Source organism: Alistipes muris (genome assembly GCF_943193205.1).
GTDB lineage: Bacteria > Bacteroidota > Bacteroidia > Bacteroidales > Rikenellaceae > Alistipes > Alistipes muris.
Genome location: NZ_CALPDD010000005.1, coordinates 1 through 17,270, shown reverse-complemented (window position 1 = coordinate 17,270; position 17,270 = coordinate 1). Strand labels below are relative to the sequence as shown.

Genomic DNA, 17,270 nt, shown 5'->3' with positions numbered 1-17,270 from the left:
CATATATTCAGTTATTTATAAACAAATAACTGACTTTTATTTCGACTTCATTTTATCGTTCGAGGTGTAAAACTTGCCGCTTATTTACAACACATAGTAATCGAGGTGTAAAAAAGTGTAAAGAAATTTTTCTATCTTTGCACGGCACGTTTTCGATAAGCCGAGCGCAGAGCCGAACGCAGTTCGTGCTATGCCGAGGGAGAAAACCTGCAAAAAATTGAACCTAAAACCTCGACCGCATGGAAATTAAGATTCGACAGAAACCGCAGCGCTCGACGGGCAAGACCTCGTTGGTGCTGGAATACTATTACGGGTACACCCGCGACGATGAAGGGCGCATCAAGCATCGCCGTAAATTCGAGACTCTCGAATACTACCTCTACACCGACCCGAAAAACAAATTGGAGCGCGACCACAACAAGGTCAACCTCGAAATGGCCGAGAAGGTCAAGGCCAAACGACTGCTCGCCGAACAGAACGAGCAATATGGCTTCGCCGTAAAATATAAAATTCGCACCAACCTCGTCGAATACATCAAGGGACTGATCGAACAGCGCAAGGAGTCGCCGGGGAACTGGGGCAACTGGGACAGCGCACTGAAACACCTCATCGCCTACGCCGGAACGAATACGACGTTCGAGATGGTCGATAAAAAGTTCGTCGAGGGGTTCAAGACCTATCTGGCGAAGCAGGCCAAGACCAAAAGCGGCACAGCTCTTTCGACGAACAGCCAGAGCAGCTATTTCCTCAAACTCAAAGCCGCGCTGAACCAAGCGGTCGAGGACGGCATCATCCCCCACTCGCCCGCCATGTCGGTCAAACCCGCGCATGTCGAGGACGTGCATCGCGAATACCTGACTTTCGACGAGTTGCAGCGCCTCGCCAAAACGGCGTGTCCGTATCCCGTACTGAAAGACGCGTTCCTCTTCTCGTGCCTGACCGGCATGCGCTGGAGCGACATCAACAAACTGACGTGGGCCGAGGTGCAGGAGTTCGACGGCGGTACTCGCATCGTCTTCCGGCAGAAAAAGACCAAAGGGCTGGAATACCTCGACATTACCGGCCAAGCCGTGCGCTACATGGGCCAGCGCGGCAAGGCCGACGAGCGGGTCTTCGCCGGACTGAAATACTCCGCATGGCACAACCTCGCTCTGCGCGAGTGGTGTCTGAAAGCGGGCATTACGAAACACATTACGTTCCACTGCGGACGGCACACGTTCGCCGTGCTGCAACTCTCGCTCGGCACGGAAATCTACACCGTGTCGAAGCTCCTCGGCCACCGCGAACTGAAAACGACGCAGGTCTATGCGCAGATTATGGATGCGAAGAAGCGTGAAGCAGTAAACCGGATTCCGGAATTATAACTATCTTTATGCTATGGAGAACGAAATGCTGATATACCGCTCGGCCGACGGGAGCATCAAAATCGACGTCCGCATGGGCGAGGAGACCGTCTGGCTGACCCAAGGCCAGATGGCAACGCTGTTCGACAGAGACAAATCCGTGATTTCGCGCCACTTGAAGAACATTTTCGAGGAGCACGAGTTGAGCGAGAATTCAGTTGTTGCAAATTTTGCAACAACTGCCGCCGACGGCAAAAGCTACGACACGAACTACTACAACCTCGACGTGATTATTTCGGTCGGCTACCGCGTGAAATCGCATCAAGGCACGCAGTTCCGCATCTGGGCGACGCAGGTGCTGCGCGAGTACCTCATCAAGGGCTTCGCGCTGAACGACGAACGGATGAAGTCGGGCAAGTCGATGAACTATTTCGACGAGTTGCAGGAGCGCATCCGCGAAATCCGCCTTTCGGAACGGGTGTTCTACCAAAAGGTCAAGGACATCTACACGACGAGCATCGACTACGACCCGAAAGCCGAAAAGACGGTCGAGTTTTTCAAAATCGTGCAGAACAAACTGCTGTGGGCCATCAGCAGCCAGACAGCCGCCGAACTGGTCGCCCGCCGCGCCGATGCCCGCCTGCCGATGATGGGCATGACCTCCTGCGACAAAAGCGACCCGCGGCGCATTACCAAAGCCGATGCCGCAACCGCCAAGAACTACCTGACCGAAGACGAAATGAAAGACCTCGGACTGCTGGTCGAACAATACCTCGCCTTCGCCGAAAGTCAGGCGCGGCGGCAGATACCCATGTATATGGCCGACTGGATCAAGAAGCTGAACGATATTCTGGTCATCAACGGGCGCGAACTGCTCGAACATGCCGGGCAAATCAGCCACAAGGTAGCTGAAAGCATCGCAGCTCAACAACTCGATGCCTACAAGGGTCGTTTACGTGAAGAGGAGCGCCGCGCAAGTCTTGCCGAACTCGAAGCCGACCTGCAAGCAGCTGCCAAGAAACAGCCATGACCCACATCGAATACATACGCATGTCGCACCGACGCACCAACCGCAAAATCCGCGAGCGGTTGCAAGCTATTCGCACCCGATTAAATGCCAAGAGCCGATGGCTCGGCGATGTATGGCAGGCGGTCGCATGGGTGCTGTACGGAGCGGTCAGCGTGGTAAGCTGGCTGGCATTCGCTGCCGAAATGTTCAAGGACAACCGTTTTTCGCTGCACTACATGGAGTGCGAAATCGAACATCGCAACCTATCCACCGCCGAAGCGCGGCGATACATCGCCGGCAAAAAGCAGGAGTACGACCGTCGGCTCGCCTACGGTTCCATCTCGGCCAAGGAGCAGCGCCGCATCGACAAGACGTTCGAGTATCTTTTCGCCCGTTATCCGGCAGACACCCCTGCGGACGAGCTGCTGACCCGTATTACCGAAGTCCGGTCTACCGTTACCGAAATCGCCGACTACACCCGTCACCGGCAGACGGAGGAGACGCAGCGCAAGAAGCGCGAAGCGGAATTGCTGGCCCAAGCCGAGAAACGCCGAGCCGCCCAGCGCAGCCGCACTGGCTTCGACCCGACACCCGCCGACCATTGCCCCTTGTCGATGTTTAAGGTTTCTGTCAGCATTCTGTTATCGTGCATAGGTAAGTGAAACATTCTTGTAAAAGATATTCAAGGCATGGAGCATCCGCATTTTCAACACGGACATTCCGCGAAAAGCAACTAAACTATCGGCGTGCGAAAGATTGAATCGGCCAGTTGCGACGGATAGAATCGTTTGACAACCCAGCATTCGCTGTACCGTCGCATAAACCTCGGCATTGAGGTACATCAGGAACATGACCGTTGCATCCGCTTCGTGCACCCGTACTCGGTAATAATAGTTACCGTCATATTCAAGCACAATGCTCATGCGGTAGCCGTTCTTGACGGCTTCTTTCAAATAGGCGAGATTCGCCCGTTTAATTTGACTTTTAATAGTCATTGTTTTTTTAATTTTATGCCTACTTTACTACGGGCATCGGCTTCTTCCCACAACCTCGTCGATTCTATTTCCAACTCGGTTGCGAACAGAAAACTCACACAAATCCCACCTTTGGCAGACTTTGAAAAATAGACAATAACCCCCAAAAACAGACCTATTCATTAGGTCTGCTGTCAAAGGGCTTGCAAAAACGCATAAAATTACTGAAAATCTGTCAGTTGATATGTCATGTCACGATGTCATGACATGGCAGACGGGTGCGGTCCGAACACGAAAAAGGGACGCCGTGAAGCATCCCTTACACCCTTATATATAAGAGCGTCAGAAAAGTTCGTTCCGAACGATATTATCCGTTACAATATGTACTGTTCCAAAGCTAACTGGTGGAAATTTCGGTATGCGCTTTTCGCCGATCTTCCGCACGACTTTTCCCGTATATTGCAAACCTACTCGAATCAAATCGGGACTATAATTTCCGTCCCATCCTTTATTGGTCGGATAGCATCCTGTCAGTCGCGTAAAGTCGTGAATCAACGCACATAGTTCGTTCGGTATATCGGGCTTTTCGGGGATGGCGTTTTCTTCATGAAGCATTCGATAGATTCCATACTCGATAATCGTATAGATAGCATTCATTCGCTTAGCTCCTGCCGACGGTTTGCGGCGGTCCAATTCCTGCCGTGCTTCCTCGGCGGTCCGAATGTCGGGGAAATAATCGGCGAGTTCCTTTCGGATCAGACGGAACAACCAGTTATCGGTATTCGGGATGGTACTCTTTTCTACAATTCCATTGTCGGCTCGGAGGGTGATTGAGGTCGGGGATAATTCATCTTTCTTGGCGGGAATGGATGCCCGTTGTTCCATATGCTCCATAAATAGCATCAGTTTCGCCCATTCGCCTTTATAGGTGTTCCAATCTTCCCAATATCCGCGCTCGTATAAATCTTCTTCGTTGAATTTGCGGTCAGTAATGATGTAAGCCACGAATAAAAGGGCTTCCCGCAATCGGTCGGTCAAAAGGGGCGTTTCTCCGAACAACTCCATATAAGCATCGTAATCGAAACGGTTGGTCGGCAAATATATCTTGTGATCCTCTTGAATCGCTTTGGCGGCATGTTTGCCTGTACTCGATTCGATTTCATTGGTAAGGTAACCCAGCGTAATGCCGAAATAGTTTTCCAGCAACGGAGCGATTTCCCGTAAGGAGCGGGTATCGGTAGCCAAACAGCCTTTCGAGCCTGCAAGTTCGGTCATAAGCGGTAATTGTTTCAACGAATTTACAAAATTCCGCTTTCCGCCGCAACCACCGACCGCAGAAAAAAGAAAAGGGACTACCCGATGCAAACGGATAATCCCTTAAAAGAGTAGGACCAACTTTGACAGAGGGGCTATTTTAAGACCCCGCGACAAAGTCGGTCCGATTTTTCGTCATAACAGATTGGCCATTGCCGCGCCGATTTGGCTATTCTCGAATGCCCCTAAATAAATCTGTGTGGTTTTCAGACTATGGTGGCCCAACGCCTCGGATATGATGCCGATATTTACACCCGATTTCTTCAATACGGTAGCAAAGCTATGCCTTGCAACATAAGTCGTTACCTCTCCCGAAATATTCAACTTGCAGGCTAATCGGCGCAATTCGGTATTGACTTGGTGGCAGACTTTATGCACCCGATTCCGTTTCTGCATCGGCGTCGTATGCCTGCGCGAATCGAGTATCGGAAACAGATAGCCCGACCGTTCGCAGACTTCGGCATAGCCGTCTACAATTCGCATCGCCTTTTCCGACAGCGGAATATCGATCGTCCCGTGTGTCTTCTGGCGCTTGTACGACAGCCGCCCGTCTATGATATTATCGGGTGTCAGATTCGCCACATCGACGAATGAAATTCCCCCGCACAAATAAGAGAACGTAAAGACGTTTTGCGCCAGTCGGCAAAAATCGCTTTCCGCCGTACAATCCGCATCGACGATTTTCATTACATCCGCCTTGCTCAAAGCCCGTTTCGGGGTGCGGGTGTTGAATCGGCTAATCTTATAGTCGGCGAACGGGTTCTTCTCGCGGGCAACGGCTTTCGACTTAATCGCCCGATTGAACACGGCCCGCAGAGTGCGCATCTGAAAACTCATCGACGTATCTTTATTCCCCCGTGCCCGCATCCACTCCTCGAATCGTTCCAGATAATCGGCATCGATACGGCTGAACGTGAAATTGAGCGGTTTGTCCCGATTAAAGGATTTCAACACGTTGTAGGAGTTCAGATAGGCATAGGCAGTGCCGACACTCCCCCGTTCTTTCAACTCAGCAATAATCGTTTTGTAGACTTCCTCGACGGTCTGCACCTTGATGCGCTCCTTTTGTTCGGCTACAATCGTCTGCGGGGTAAATTCTTCTTCGTTGATCTCTTTCGTCAGAATCTTGCCGTTGTATTCGGTTTCGTATTTCAGTACGATTTGACGAATCAACGCCCGATTCGGACAATTGGGCTTGGGTTGGTTGGTGTCGAAATTCCAGAATTTGGGATCGACCGACACGCCCAGACTTTTCATCGTGCGGCGGCCCTCTTTGGAAATGCGGAGCATCAGCGGAGATTCTCCGTTTGCAAGTACCTTGTACCTGTAACAAACGACGGAAACGGATGTTTTCATCGGATTCGGTTGACTTCTTGGTTGACTTTTTCGCGTCAACCGTGGCGTCAACCGCTCATTTTCGGCAGGTGCGGATAAAAAAGAAAAGCACCGATAACCGTTGGATTATCAGTGCTTTTTCTGTTGTCGGGGTGACTGGATTCGAACCAGCGACCACACGCCCCCCAGACGTGTACTCTAACCGGACTGAGCTACGCCCCGATTACCCGAAACCTTTCGGTTTGGGACTGCAAATATAGCATATTTTTGAGAAAACAACAATTTATGCGGAATTTTTTCTACTTTTGAAGTCGATGAAAGCACAGAAGATATTCCTGGCAGTCCTCGCGGCCCTCGCGGCCGCCGCATGCAGCGGCCGCAAAAACTATTCCGCCGCCGATTTCTGCCGCGAAGTCTATACCCCCGCCTACGCCACGGGGTTCGACATCCGCGGTACCGCCCATGACAGCACCACGTTGGTCACCGTCCGCAATCCGTGGCAGGGCGCCGAGCAGGAGGAACAGCATTTGCTCGTTCTGCATGACGACAGCCCCGTGCCCGCCGGGTTCGACGGGCAGGCAGTCAAGGCTCCCGTCCAGCGCGTCGTCTGCTTATCTTCCAGCCACGTGGCGTTGTTCGACGCCCTCGGCGAGGTCCGGCGCATCAAGGGCGTTTCGGGCATCGACTACATCGCCAACCCCTACATCCGCGAGCATCGTCTGTGCGGCGAAGTCCGCGACATCGGCTACGATACCAACCTCGATTTCGAGTTGCTGGCCGCCATGCGTCCCCATGTCGTTCTGCTCTACGGCGTCTACGGCGAAAACAGCGTACTGACCGGCAAGCTCCGCGAGCTGAAGATTCCCTATATATATATAGGTGATTACCTCGAACCCTCGCCTTTGGGCAAGGCCGAATGGTTGATGGTCGCCGCCGAGCTGTGCGGTTGTCACGACCGCGGCAAGGAGGTTTTCGACGGCATCGCCGCGCGTTACAACGCCGTCGCACAGCGTGTCCGCGCGCATGTCGGCGAGGCGCATCCCGACGTCGTCACGCTCCCCAAAGTGCTGCTCAATACCCCCTACCGCGACACGTGGTTCATGCCGCCCGCCCGCAATTACATGGTGCAGCTCATCCGCGATGCAGGGGGCGACACCTTCACCGTCTCCGACGACGGCAACACCTCGCGGCCCGTCGACATGGAGCAGGCTTATCTGTTCGCGGCCGACGCCGATGTATGGCTCAACGTCGGCGGGTGCAATTCGCTCGCCGAGCTCCAGGCGCAGAATCCGAAGTTCGCCGACCTGCCCGTCGTGCGCAACAGACAGGTTTTCAACAATAACCGTCGGCAGACCTTCGCCGGAGGGTCCGATTTCTGGGAATCGGGCGCCACCCACCCCGACCTCATTCTCCGCGACCTCGCCGCCATTTTCCACCCCGCGCTCGGTTGCGATACACTCACCTATTACAAGCAGCTCCGGTAGCATGTCCCGTTCGGCCTTGGTCTTCGTCCTGCTCGCCCTCGCCACCGCGGCACTCTTCGCCGCCGACCTCGCCGTGGGGTCGGTCGCTCTGTCGCCCGGCGAGGTGTGGGGTGCGCTCACAGGTGCCGAATCCGACTCTACCGTTCGCAATATCGTGCTAAACATCAGGCTCTTGAAAGCCGTCACCGCCTTGCTGGCCGGGGCCGCCCTCGCCGCGGCCGGGCTCCAGATGCAGACCCTGTTCCGCAACCCGCTCGCCGGGCCCTACGTCCTCGGGGTCAGCGCCGGGGCCAGTCTCGGCGTCGCGCTGTTCCTCCTGGGCGCTCCTTTGCTGGGCATTGCGGGCCATTCGGCCGTCCGCTCGCTCGGCGTCGCCGGGGCGGCCTGGCTCGGGTCGGCGGCCGTGCTGGCCGTCGTCATGGCCGTCAGCCGCCGCATCCACGACATCATGGTGATTCTGATTCTCGGCATCATGTTCGGTTCGGGCATCGGCGCCGTGGTCGAAATCATGCAGTACCTCTCCAACGAGGCCGCGCTCAAGTCGTTCGTCGTCTGGACCATGGGCTCGCTCGGCGACGTCACGGGGCCGCAGCTCGCCCTGCTCGCACCCGTCGTCTGCGTCGGGCTCGTGCTCGCGGTCCTCGTCATCAAGCCCCTCGACCTCCTGCTCTTAGGCGAAAATTACGCACGCACCATGGGGCTCCATATCCCGCGCGCACGGGCCTTGATTTTCCTCTCCACCATCCTGCTCGCCGGCACCGTCACCGCGTTCTGCGGTCCCGTCGGCTTCGTCGGGCTGGCCGTTCCCCACATCGCGCGCATGCTGTTCCGCCGCGCCGACCACCGCACGCTGATGCCCGCCTCGATGCTCGCAGGCGCATCGTTGCTGCTCGGCTGCGACCTGCTGGCCAAAACGCTGGCCCTGCCCATCAACAGCATCACCGCGCTGATGGGCATTCCGGTCGTCATCCTCGTCGTCGTTCGCAACCGCAGTTTCTTCGGATGAGTATTTCCTTGCATCATATCCGGCTGGCCTACGGGCCGCGCGTGCTGCTCGAAGAGGTTTCGGCCGAGATTCCGCGCGCATCGCTCACCGCTTTCATCGGCCGCAACGGCACCGGAAAAAGTTCGTTGCTGCGGGTCATCGCCGGGCTGCGGCCCGCTGAGGGCGGAGAGGTCCGGCTCTGCGGCACGCCGGTTTCCGCGCTCAATCCCAGACAGCTGGCGTCCACCGTTTCGTTCGTCGCCACCGACAAGGTCCGCATCGCCAACCTCGCCTGCGAGGACATGGTCGCCCTCGGCCGCGCCCCCTACACCAATTGGTTCGGCCGCATGCAGGAGACCGACCGGGCCGCCGTCCGGCACGCGCTCGAAACGGTCGGCATCGCCGACCTCGCCCGCAAGCCGATGGAGACCCTTTCCGACGGCGAGTGCCAGCGGGCCATGATCGCCCGGGCGCTGGCCCAGGACACCCCCGTCATCCTCCTCGACGAGCCCACGGCGTTCCTCGACCTGCCCAACCGCTACGCGCTGGCGTCGCTGCTCCGGCGGCTCGCCCACGACGAGGGCAAGTGCATTCTCTTTTCGACCCACGACCTCGACATCGCCCTTTCGCTGTGCGATTCAGTGCTGCTCATCGACACCCCCGCCCTACACCATCTGCCCGCCGCCGAGATGGCCGCCAGCGGGTTGATCGAGCGGCTTTTCGCAGGCGCCGGGCTCTCTTTCGACCCCCTCTGCGGACGGATTCGCACCGACGAACCATAGTTTTCGCAACATTTTTCGTCGTTTTCTTTGGTCGATTCACTTTTTTAGTTACCTTTGCACCGCTAAAGTACTTCCGACACGGCGGGAAATAGCGGTAAAGGCCCATTCGTCTATCGGTTAGGACGCAAGATTTTCATTCTTGAAAGAGCAGTTCGATTCTGCTATGGGCTACTCAAGAAGTCAAAAAAATAAAATTATACGGATTATGGCAAACCATAAGTCATCGAAGAAACGGATTCGTCAGACCGCAACCAAGCGGGCCCACAACCGTCTGTTCCACAAGACGGCCCGCAACGCCGTGAAGGCCCTGCGCACGACGTCCGAGAAGAGCGCTGCCGAGGCCCTGCTTCCGAAGGTCACCTCGATGCTCGACAAGCTCGCCAAGCACAACATCATGCACAAGAACAAGGCCGCCAACCTCAAGAGCGCTTTGCAGCTGCATGTGAACGCCTTGTAGCAGCAGCCGTTCAGTTCCACAGGAGCCGTTCTCTCGCAGAGCGGCTCTTTTCGTATCGTCCCTCAACCCCAACCGAAACACCCGACCCTATGAAACAACATTTGCTATTGCTTCTTTCGCTCCTCTGCCTGCCGCTCGGATTGCAGGCCGAGAATTATCCCTACCGCAGCGACGTGCTGTGGGTCGCACAACCCGACCATGCCGACTGGCTCTACCGCACGGGCGAAAAGGCCGTCATCGAGGTACAGCTCTATCGCTACGGCATTCCGCAGGACGGCATCACCGTCCATTACGAACTGGGCGGCGACCTGATGCCCGCCGACACAAAAGGCAGCGTCGTGCTCAAAAACGGCCGGGCGGCCATCCCCGTCGGCACCATGAAGCGCCCCGGGTTCCGCGACTGCCGCCTTTCGGCCACCGTCGGCGGGCAGACCACCCGGCACCATGTCAAGGTCGGGTTCTCGCCCGAGAAAATCGAACCCTATACCGCCATGCCCGCCGATTTCCGTGAGTTCTGGGAGCGCAGCAAGGAGGAAGCCGCCGCTTTCCCCCTGCGCTATACGAAAGAGCGGGCGGAAAAATACTGCACCGACAAAATCGACTGCTACCTCGTCAAATTGCAGCTCAACAAGCAGGGACAGAGCATCTACGGTTATCTGTTCATGCCCAAGGACGCCCGGCCCGGGAGCTGCCCTGCCGTGCTCGTGCCGCCGGGCGCTGGCATCAAGACCATCAAGGAACCCCTGCGCCATAAGTACTACGCCGAGCAGGGCTGCATCCGGTTCGAGTTCGAGATCCACGGCCTGCACCCCGACCTGCCCGAGGAGCGTTTCCGCGAAATCAGCGCCGCTTTCAACGGCCGCAGCAACGGCTATCTGACCAACGGGCTCGACAACCGCGACAACTACTACATGAAGCGCGTCTACCTCGCCTGCGTGCGTGCGGCCGACCTGCTCGCTTCGCTGCCCGAATGGGACGGCCGGAACATGATTGCCCAGGGCGGCAGTCAGGGCGGTGCACTGGCGCTCATCGCCACCGCGCTCGACCTGCGCATTACGGCCTGCGTGGCCAACCATCCGGCCCTGAGCGACATGGCCCGCTTCAAACTCGGCGAGGGCGACGGCTACCCCCATTTCTCCAAAATCCCGGGGATGGACACGCCCGACAAGCTGCGCACGATGGCTTATTACGACGTCGTCAATTTCGCCCGGCTGATTCGGGTGCCCGTCTACATGACCTGGGGCTACAACGACGACACCTGCCCGCCGACCACCAGCTACGCGGTCTACAACGTGCTGTCGTGCCCCAAAGAGGCCCTGCTCACTCCTGTCAACGAGCACTGGACTTCGGAAGCCACCGGCCGCAACCAGCTGGAGTGGATCAAACGACACTTAACAAAGTGAAAGATGGAAAGTGACAGGTGAACTTTGCGGTTAAGCAAGGGCAGAGACTGCTTGCAGGCTATGCCGAGCGCAAGCAAAGTCAAACACTTTGCGGTTCAGCGAGGGCAGAGACTGCCGCTTGCGTTGCCATCTGCGGCGGCCCGCATCGAAGATGCGTCGGCCCCAGCCGCCGCAGATGAAAATAACCCAACGCCCCCGCCAGCCAACAAAACCAGCCGACAAAAAAGGTCCCGAATTTTCGGGACCTTTATCTTCGCGGATAAACTCTATCTATTTCTCCAGCCCGTCGATGACGGTCGCCACGCGGGCGAACACCTCGTCCATCGTGCCCGTGCCGTTGACCGACGCATATTTGCCCTGCGCCGCATAGTAGTCCGACACCACGGCGGTCTGCTGGTGGTAGACCTCCAGCCGTCCCCGGACCACTTCTTCCGACGCGTCGTCGGCACGGCCCGAATCCTTGCCGCGCAGCAGGATACGGCGTATCAGCTCCTCCTCCGGCACATGGATATCCACCATGATGTCGACCTTCAGTCCATGCTTCTCCAGAATCCGGTCGAACGCCTCGGCCTGCACCGTCGTGCGCGGGAATCCGTCAAAAATGCAGCCTTTCGCCTCCTTGTGCGAAGCCACATATTCCTCGATCATTCCGATCACCAGTTCATCGGGTGCCAGCTTGCCCTGGGCGATACACGATTCCATGCTGCGGCCCAGCTCCGTGCCGCGGCGGATGTGTTCGCGGATGACCTCGCCGGTCGAAACATGGTCGATGCCGTAGTGCGCTTTGAGCCGTTGGGCCTGCGTTCCCTTGCCGCAGCCCGGAGCGCCGAACAAGACGATATTTATCATAGCCAATACCTTTTTTGACCCGACAAAAGTACGTCAAATTTTTGGGAAAATGGAAAGATTCGTTAGTTTTGTAAAAATTTTAAGGAATGGCAGCGCAGAAAAAACGCAACGAAATCGCCGAATTGGGCGAATTCGGACTGATCGACCGGCTCACCGCCCGCTTCGCACCCTCCAACGCTTCGACCCTGCGCGGTGCGGGCGACGACAGCGCGGTGCTCGCTCCGCCGTCCGGCGAGCGGACGGTTCTTTCGACCGATTCGTTTTTCGAGGGGGTCGACTTCGACCTCACCTATTTCCCGCTCAAGCACTTGGGTTACAAGGTCGTGACGGCCGCCGTGAGCGACATTCTCGCCATGAACGCCACCCCGTCGCAGCTGCTCGTCTCGCTCGGCGTTTCGGCCAAGCTGCCCGTCGAGGCGCTGGACGACCTCTACGAGGGCATCGGTTTCGCCTGCAAGGAGTTGGGCGTCGACGTGGTCGGCGGCGATACGCGGGCTTCGATGACGGGGCTGGTCATCAGCGTCACAGCCGTGGGCCACGCACCCGAGGAACGCATCGTCGGGCGCGGCGGTGCACAGCAGAACGACCTTATCTGTCTGACGGGCAACGTCGGAGCGGCTTATATGGGGTTGCAGCTCCTCGAACGCGAAAAGCGGGTTCTTGCCGGCGTGGACAACCCCGAGCCCCAATTCGCAGGCTACGAATATCTGTTGGAAAAATACCTCAAGCCCCGCCCGCGCACCGACATCCTGGCCGCCCTGGCCGAGGAGAAAATCGTGCCCACGGCAATGATCGACCTTTCGGACGGGCTTTCGAGCGATCTGCTACAGCTCTGCCGCTCCTCGAAATGCGGCGCCCGCATCTACCTGGAGCGGATTCCCATCGCCAAACAGACCACGGCCCTGGCCGAGGAGATGCACTCCGACCCGGTCGTCGCGGCGCTCCACGGCGGCGAGGACTACGAACTGCTCTTCACCGTGCCGCTCTCCATGCAGGAGCAGGTCATGCGGCTGGGGCTGGTCGACGTCATCGGCCACATCACACCCGAATCCACCGGGTGCTTCCTCGTCACGCCCGACGGGCAGGACATCCGGCTCAAGGCGCAGGGATTTCCCGAGCAACGGAATTAAAAATGCGATTCCGGGGAAGCCGGAGACCTGCCGAAGGCAGAAAGCGCCTGCACTTGCTTGCTTTCTCCTTGCAGGGAATCCCGGTCCCCGCACATGATCCGTCCGTCGCTTCGCATTGTCCGACCGACATTTTTAATTCTTAATTTTTCATTTTTAATTTATTTATTCCTATCTTTGCCAGCCCGAAAAGGGGATAACTTTTTAATTCAACGTATTATGAACAATTACGAAACCGTTTTCATTGTCACGCCGGTTCTGTCCGAACAGCAGGTGCAGGAGGTGGCCGACAAATTCCAGGGTGTCATCACCGAGAACGGCGGTCAGATTGTGAACAAGGAGTCGTGGGGCCTCAAGAAGCTGGCCTACCCCATTCAGAAGAAGACCACCGGTTTCTACTTCCTCGTGGAGTTCACGGGCGAGGGCACGCTCATCAACACCCTCGAAACGCAGTATCGCCGCGACGAGCGGGTGATCCGTTTTCTGACTTTCAAGCAGGACAAGTACGCCGTCGAGTACTCGGAGAAACGTCGTGCTAAAACCACTAACAAACAGGAGTAAGCCATGGCACAGGAGAATAAAGCACAGTCCGAAATCCGCTACCTGAACCCCGTTTCGGTAGACGTCAAGAAGAAGAAATACTGCCGTTTCAAGAAGCTCGGCATCAAGTACGTCGATTACAAGGACGGCGAGTTCCTCAAGAAGTTCCTCAACGAGCAGGGCAAGATTCTGCCCCGCCGTCTGACCGGTACTTCGCAGAAGTTCCAGAAGAAGGTGGCCCAGGCCGTCAAGCGCGCCCGTCACCTCGCCATTCTGCCCTTCGTAACCGATTGCATGAAATAATTTAAGGAGGACAAGCACATGGAAGTCATTCTGAAGAAGGATATGGAGAATCTGGGCTACGCCAACGACATCGTCAACGTCAAGCCCGGTTACGCAAATAATTACCTCATTCCGCAGGGTCTGGCCACCGCCGCTACGGCTTCGGCCAAGAAGGTGCTCGCCGAGAACCTGCGCCAGCGCGCTCACAAGGACGCCAAGATTCTGGCCGACGCACAGGCTTTGGCCCAGACCATCGGCAACCTCTCGCTGTCGCTGAGCGTCAAGGCCGAGGAGGGCAAGCTCTTCGGTACCGTCACGGCCGCCGACCTGGCCGAGGCGCTCGCCGCCAAAGGCATCGAGCTCGACCGCAAGGTCATCAGCGTCGAGACCATCAAGACCGTCGGCGAGTACGAGGCTTCGGCCCGCCTCCACAAGGAGGTCAAGGCCGTCATCAAATTCTCGGTTTCGGCCGCTGAATAGGTTTCGCGCCTGATTCGCAAGTGAAAAGCGCTCCGGATTCGTCCGGGGCGTTTTTTCGTTGGCCACGAAAAGCACGCGCAGGCGGCTCCGAACTTTCATTCTTCGTTTTTAATTACTACCTTTGCCTGCAAGTATGAAAACACTCCGAATATACCTCGCGGCTCTGCTGGCCCTGACGGCCGGAGCCTGCGGCCGCACTGCCTCGGATGCGGAGACCCAACGCAACATCGTCTACGGCATCGACGCCGACGCCTACCGCCTCGAAACGGGCGAAATCGGCAAGGGAGAGACCCTCAGCAAAATCCTCAACAACTACGGCATCACGGTGCGCCAGATCGACCGGCTCGACCGCTCGGCGAAAGAGATTTTCCCGCTGCGCAACATCCGGGCGGGCCACAGGTACACGGTCTTCATCCACGAAGATTCGCTCTACGCCCCGCACCTCGATTACCTCGTCTACGAAACCGACCGGACCAATTACGTGGTCTTCGGATTCCACGACGGCGACTCCGTTTCGATCCGCAAGGACACCAAGTCCACGACCCTGCGCCGCACGCAGCGTTCGGCCGTCATTTCGTCGTCGCTGTGGGGTTCCATCATGGAGCAGAACCTCCCCTATTCGCTCGCCGCCGAGATGGAGAACATCTACCAGTGGACCGTCGATTTCTTCGGCATCCAGAAGGGCGACAGCTTCACAGTCATCTACGACGAGCGGTTCATCGACGACACCGTGTCGGCTGGCGTCGACCGCATCTGGGGCGCCAAGTTCACGCAGGGCGGCAAGGAGTATTACGCCATTCCGTTCCGCCAGGGCGGTAAAATCCAGTATTGGGAGTTGGACGGCACCAGCCTGCGCAAGCAGCTGCTCAAGGCGCCGCTCAAATACACGCGCATCAGTTCCAAGTTCTCCTACGCCCGCAAGCACCCGGTTTACAAGGTCTACCGTCCCCACACGGGCGTCGACTACGCCGCACCCAAGGGTACGCCCGTCCATGCCGTGGCCGACGGCGTGGTGACGTTCAAAGGCTGGGGCGGCGGCGGTGGCAACACCCTCAAAATCAAGCATGCAGGCAACCTCGTCACGGGTTATCTCCACCTGAGCGGTTACGCCAAGGGTATTTCGCAGGGCAAGCGCGTGTCGCAGGGCCAGCTCATCGGTTACGTCGGGTCCACAGGCACCTCGACCGGGCCCCACCTCGACTACCGCATCTGGCGCAACGGCACCCCCATCGACCCGCTGAAGATTCCCCAGAAGCCCGCCGAGCCCATCGCCAAGAAAAACCGTGCGGCGTTCGAGTTCGTCCGCGACCGGATTCTCGCCGAGTTGAACGGCGAGCTTCCCGAGGAGGAGCGCATCACACAGCTCGATTCTATCGTCATCCCGGCTCCCGTGCCGCCTGCACAGCCCGCCGGAGCGGCCGCAGAACCCAAGAAATAGCGCCATGGAGCGGGTCGGGGTCATCATCGTGGCGGGAGGTGCCGGAACGCGTTTCGGCGGCCGCATCCCCAAGCAGTTCGCGCTGCTCGGCGGTGAGCCCGTGTTGGCCCGCACGATAGGCAGCTTCGCCAAGGCGTTGCCGGGGGCTCCCATCGTCGTGGTGCTTCCTGCCGCCCATATCGAGTTTTGGCACAACCTGTGCGCGCGTTTCGACGTGGCGCCCCACACCGTCGCCGAGGGCGGAGAGGAGCGGTTTTTCTCCGTCCGCAACGGGCTCGCGGCGCTCCCGGACGACGTCGGGCTGATCGCCGTGCAGGACGGGGTGCGGCCCCTCGCTTCGTCCAAGCTCATCCGCCGCACGGCCGCCGCGGCCGCAGAGCACGGCACCGCCGTTCCGGTTGTCGAGCCTGCCGATTCTTACCGCCAGACGGACGGCACCGTCTCGCACGCCGTCGACCGCCGCCGCCTGCGCATCGTCCAGACGCCGCAGATTTTCCGCGCGGGACTGCTGCGCGAAGCCTACGGCGCCGACTACCGACCGGAGTTCACCGACGACGCGTCGGTGGTCGAAACGGCGGGGCACAGCATCTGTCTGTGCGACGGGGAGCGGCAGAACCTCAAGATTACGACCCCCGAAGATTTCGCCGTGGCCGAAGCCCTGCTGGCGGCCCGCGAAGAGAACGCCTACGAACGACTGCCCGAAAAATAGCACCATGCAAAGCACCTACAAATACCGTTTCGACCGCAACACGCTCTATTGGACGCTCGTCTACTGGATCGTCTTCGCCCTGCTGGGCGGCGGTCTGTTCTATCTCTACGAGGGAGGTTACCTCTCGGCGTGGTTCACGTCGTTCATCGTGGCGCTGATTGCGTTGATGGCCCTTTCGATTCCGCGCAAAATCGTCGTCACCGACCAGTCGGTCCAGGTGCGCTGCCTGCTGGACATCACCGAAATAAACCGCAGCGAAATCGCGGCTGTGCGCAAGGTCAGCGCAGCTCACATGAAGTGGATAGTGCCCGTGTTCGGCGGTTTCGGCTTCTTCGGCTACTACGGCCATTTCATCGACCTGCGGCGCTTCGAGCGGGTGCGGGTCTACGCCACGGAATGGCGCAATTTCGTGGAAATCGTCGACATCTACGAAGACAAGCTCTACGTGTCGTGCAGCGACGCCGACCGCCTGGTGGCCGAGCTGACCCCTCCCGGCGGCAACCGCCCCGTAGACGACGATGAGGACGAATAGGCGTCCCGGCTTTCCATCCGATAAAAAACAGCCTCCGACCCGGAATGGCATGGGCTACGGTTCATTCAAGCCCCTTTTCCTGCCCCGGCAGGTCCGAACGGCTTCGGTCTGCCGGCGGCTCGCCGAAAAGGTGCGCGCCAGCGTGGTCCGGCAGATTCAGCAATCCGCTGGCAGTGTTGTTGTTGAAACGTTTTAGCAAACAGTTGAAACGTTCCTTTTCAGGCAGG

At 57.9% G+C, this 17,270-nt stretch carries 19 protein-coding genes and 2 tRNA genes; 16 read left to right on the top strand and 5 right to left on the bottom strand.

What is annotated here, in order from left to right:
* Positions 1-239: 239 nt before the first annotated feature.
* Genes NFR47_RS03945 through NFR47_RS03935 form a run of 3 tightly spaced genes read left to right on the top strand, consistent with a single transcriptional unit; the run spans position 240 to position 3,014 of the window.
* On the top strand, positions 240-1,364 hold the full coding sequence (locus NFR47_RS03945) for a site-specific integrase (protein ID WP_251214285.1): 1,125 nt from the start codon (positions 240-242) through the stop codon (positions 1,362-1,364).
* A 13-nt stretch (positions 1,365-1,377) separates the two neighbouring features.
* Positions 1,378-2,373 (top strand): virulence RhuM family protein, encoded by a 996-nt coding sequence (locus tag NFR47_RS03940; protein WP_251214284.1) that lies wholly within the window; start codon positions 1,378-1,380, stop codon positions 2,371-2,373.
* Positions 2,370-3,014 (top strand): hypothetical protein, encoded by a 645-nt coding sequence (locus tag NFR47_RS03935; protein ID WP_251214283.1) that lies wholly within the window; start codon positions 2,370-2,372, stop codon positions 3,012-3,014. Before NFR47_RS03940 ends, NFR47_RS03935 begins: the two co-directional genes overlap by 4 nt.
* Here the strand turns inward: NFR47_RS03935 and NFR47_RS03930 are convergent.
* The 4 genes from NFR47_RS03930 to NFR47_RS03915 all read right to left on the bottom strand — a co-directional run bounded on the left by NFR47_RS03930 (position 2,994) and on the right by NFR47_RS03915 (position 6,197).
* Positions 2,994-3,347: a hypothetical protein gene (locus NFR47_RS03930; protein ID WP_251214282.1), complete on the bottom strand. Its 354-nt coding sequence runs from the start codon at positions 3,345-3,347 to the stop codon at positions 2,994-2,996. The genes NFR47_RS03935 and NFR47_RS03930 overlap by 21 nt on opposite strands.
* A gap of 321 nt (positions 3,348-3,668) precedes the next feature.
* On the bottom strand, positions 3,669-4,601 hold the full coding sequence (locus tag NFR47_RS03925) for a hypothetical protein (protein WP_251214281.1): 933 nt from the start codon (positions 4,599-4,601) through the stop codon (positions 3,669-3,671).
* Between the two features lie 174 nt (positions 4,602-4,775).
* Positions 4,776-5,996, bottom strand: a complete 1,221-nt coding sequence (locus NFR47_RS03920; protein WP_251214280.1) for a site-specific integrase — start codon at positions 5,994-5,996, stop codon at positions 4,776-4,778.
* A 126-nt stretch (positions 5,997-6,122) separates the two neighbouring features.
* Positions 6,123-6,197, bottom strand: a tRNA-Pro gene (locus NFR47_RS03915).
* A 92-nt stretch (positions 6,198-6,289) separates the two neighbouring features.
* On the opposite strand from NFR47_RS03915, the gene NFR47_RS03910 reads away from it, so the two are divergent.
* The 6 genes from NFR47_RS03910 to NFR47_RS03885 all read left to right on the top strand — a co-directional run bounded on the left by NFR47_RS03910 (position 6,290) and on the right by NFR47_RS03885 (position 11,086).
* Positions 6,290-7,459, top strand: coding sequence for an ABC transporter substrate-binding protein (locus NFR47_RS03910; protein WP_251214279.1), 1,170 nt, complete (start codon positions 6,290-6,292; stop codon positions 7,457-7,459).
* A gap of 1 nt (position 7,460) precedes the next feature.
* The gene (locus tag NFR47_RS03905; RefSeq protein ID WP_251214278.1) at positions 7,461-8,465 is read left to right on the top strand and encodes a FecCD family ABC transporter permease; all 1,005 of its coding nucleotides are present in this window, start codon (positions 7,461-7,463) and stop codon (positions 8,463-8,465) included.
* The gene (locus NFR47_RS03900) at positions 8,462-9,226 is read left to right on the top strand and encodes an ABC transporter ATP-binding protein (protein ID WP_251214277.1); all 765 of its coding nucleotides are present in this window, start codon (positions 8,462-8,464) and stop codon (positions 9,224-9,226) included. Before NFR47_RS03905 ends, NFR47_RS03900 begins: the two co-directional genes overlap by 4 nt.
* 99 nt (positions 9,227-9,325) lie before the next feature.
* Positions 9,326-9,397, top strand: a tRNA-Glu gene (locus NFR47_RS03895).
* 34 nt (positions 9,398-9,431) lie between these two features.
* On the top strand, positions 9,432-9,683 hold the full coding sequence (gene rpsT / locus NFR47_RS03890) for a 30S ribosomal protein S20 (protein WP_251214276.1): 252 nt from the start codon (positions 9,432-9,434) through the stop codon (positions 9,681-9,683).
* 89 nt (positions 9,684-9,772) lie between these two features.
* Complete coding sequence (locus NFR47_RS03885; protein ID WP_251214275.1) at positions 9,773-11,086, top strand: acetylxylan esterase; 1,314 nt, start codon at positions 9,773-9,775, stop codon at positions 11,084-11,086.
* Between the two features lie 270 nt (positions 11,087-11,356).
* Here the strand turns inward: NFR47_RS03885 and NFR47_RS03880 are convergent, their stop codons facing one another.
* Positions 11,357-11,935: an adenylate kinase gene (locus NFR47_RS03880; RefSeq protein ID WP_251214274.1), complete on the bottom strand. Its 579-nt coding sequence runs from the start codon at positions 11,933-11,935 to the stop codon at positions 11,357-11,359.
* An 86-nt stretch (positions 11,936-12,021) separates the two neighbouring features.
* Here NFR47_RS03880 and thiL point away from each other — a divergent pair, with 86 nt between their 5' ends.
* The 7 genes from thiL to NFR47_RS03845 all read left to right on the top strand — a co-directional run bounded on the left by thiL (position 12,022) and on the right by NFR47_RS03845 (position 17,043).
* On the top strand, positions 12,022-13,065 hold the full coding sequence (gene thiL / locus NFR47_RS03875; RefSeq protein WP_251214273.1) for a thiamine-phosphate kinase: 1,044 nt from the start codon (positions 12,022-12,024) through the stop codon (positions 13,063-13,065).
* Between the two features lie 216 nt (positions 13,066-13,281).
* Positions 13,282-13,623, top strand: coding sequence for a 30S ribosomal protein S6 (gene rpsF, locus NFR47_RS03870; RefSeq protein WP_251214272.1), 342 nt, complete (start codon positions 13,282-13,284; stop codon positions 13,621-13,623).
* A gap of 3 nt (positions 13,624-13,626) precedes the next feature.
* The gene (rpsR, locus tag NFR47_RS03865) at positions 13,627-13,905 is read left to right on the top strand and encodes a 30S ribosomal protein S18 (protein ID WP_018694586.1); all 279 of its coding nucleotides are present in this window, start codon (positions 13,627-13,629) and stop codon (positions 13,903-13,905) included.
* Between the two features lie 18 nt (positions 13,906-13,923).
* Positions 13,924-14,364 (top strand): 50S ribosomal protein L9, encoded by a 441-nt coding sequence (gene rplI, locus NFR47_RS03860; protein ID WP_251214271.1) that lies wholly within the window; start codon positions 13,924-13,926, stop codon positions 14,362-14,364.
* 133 nt (positions 14,365-14,497) lie between these two features.
* Positions 14,498-15,802 carry a M23 family metallopeptidase gene (locus NFR47_RS03855; protein WP_251214270.1) on the top strand — a complete coding sequence of 435 codons (1,305 nt, stop codon included), beginning with the start codon at positions 14,498-14,500 and terminating at the stop codon, positions 15,800-15,802.
* Positions 15,803-15,806: 4 nt separating this feature from the next.
* Entirely contained in the window at positions 15,807-16,511 is a 705-nt protein-coding gene (locus NFR47_RS03850; RefSeq protein WP_251214269.1) for a 2-C-methyl-D-erythritol 4-phosphate cytidylyltransferase, read from the top strand.
* A 4-nt stretch (positions 16,512-16,515) separates the two neighbouring features.
* Complete coding sequence (locus NFR47_RS03845) at positions 16,516-17,043, top strand: PH domain-containing protein (RefSeq protein WP_251214268.1); 528 nt, start codon at positions 16,516-16,518, stop codon at positions 17,041-17,043.
* The last annotated feature ends 227 nt before the right edge of the window (positions 17,044-17,270 follow it).

Excerpts from the sequence above, each read along its gene's own strand:
- NFR47_RS03930 (WP_251214282.1), bottom strand. The coding sequence starts at position 3,347 with ATGACTATTAAAAGTCAAATTAAACGGGCGAATCTCGCCTATTTGAAA.
- NFR47_RS03885 (WP_251214275.1), top strand. The coding sequence starts at position 9,773 with ATGAAACAACATTTGCTATTGCTTCTTTCGCTCCTCTGCCTGCCGCTC.
- rpsR (WP_018694586.1), top strand. The coding sequence starts at position 13,627 with ATGGCACAGGAGAATAAAGCACAGTCCGAAATCCGCTACCTGAACCCC.
- NFR47_RS03880 (WP_251214274.1), bottom strand. The coding sequence starts at position 11,935 with ATGATAAATATCGTCTTGTTCGGCGCTCCGGGCTGCGGCAAGGGAACG.
- NFR47_RS03920 (WP_251214280.1), bottom strand. The coding sequence starts at position 5,996 with ATGAAAACATCCGTTTCCGTCGTTTGTTACAGGTACAAGGTACTTGCA.
- NFR47_RS03940 (WP_251214284.1), top strand. The coding sequence starts at position 1,378 with ATGGAGAACGAAATGCTGATATACCGCTCGGCCGACGGGAGCATCAAA.
- rpsT (WP_251214276.1), top strand. The coding sequence starts at position 9,432 with ATGGCAAACCATAAGTCATCGAAGAAACGGATTCGTCAGACCGCAACC.
- NFR47_RS03925 (WP_251214281.1), bottom strand. The coding sequence starts at position 4,601 with ATGACCGAACTTGCAGGCTCGAAAGGCTGTTTGGCTACCGATACCCGC.
- NFR47_RS03900 (WP_251214277.1), top strand. The coding sequence starts at position 8,462 with ATGAGTATTTCCTTGCATCATATCCGGCTGGCCTACGGGCCGCGCGTG.
- NFR47_RS03905 (WP_251214278.1), top strand. The coding sequence starts at position 7,461 with ATGTCCCGTTCGGCCTTGGTCTTCGTCCTGCTCGCCCTCGCCACCGCG.
- thiL (WP_251214273.1), top strand. The coding sequence starts at position 12,022 with ATGGCAGCGCAGAAAAAACGCAACGAAATCGCCGAATTGGGCGAATTC.
- NFR47_RS03850 (WP_251214269.1), top strand. The coding sequence starts at position 15,807 with ATGGAGCGGGTCGGGGTCATCATCGTGGCGGGAGGTGCCGGAACGCGT.
- rpsF (WP_251214272.1), top strand. The coding sequence starts at position 13,282 with ATGAACAATTACGAAACCGTTTTCATTGTCACGCCGGTTCTGTCCGAA.
- NFR47_RS03845 (WP_251214268.1), top strand. The coding sequence starts at position 16,516 with ATGCAAAGCACCTACAAATACCGTTTCGACCGCAACACGCTCTATTGG.
- NFR47_RS03910 (WP_251214279.1), top strand. The coding sequence starts at position 6,290 with ATGAAAGCACAGAAGATATTCCTGGCAGTCCTCGCGGCCCTCGCGGCC.
- NFR47_RS03945 (WP_251214285.1), top strand. The coding sequence starts at position 240 with ATGGAAATTAAGATTCGACAGAAACCGCAGCGCTCGACGGGCAAGACC.
- rplI (WP_251214271.1), top strand. The coding sequence starts at position 13,924 with ATGGAAGTCATTCTGAAGAAGGATATGGAGAATCTGGGCTACGCCAAC.
- NFR47_RS03935 (WP_251214283.1), top strand. The coding sequence starts at position 2,370 with ATGACCCACATCGAATACATACGCATGTCGCACCGACGCACCAACCGC.
- NFR47_RS03855 (WP_251214270.1), top strand. The coding sequence starts at position 14,498 with ATGAAAACACTCCGAATATACCTCGCGGCTCTGCTGGCCCTGACGGCC.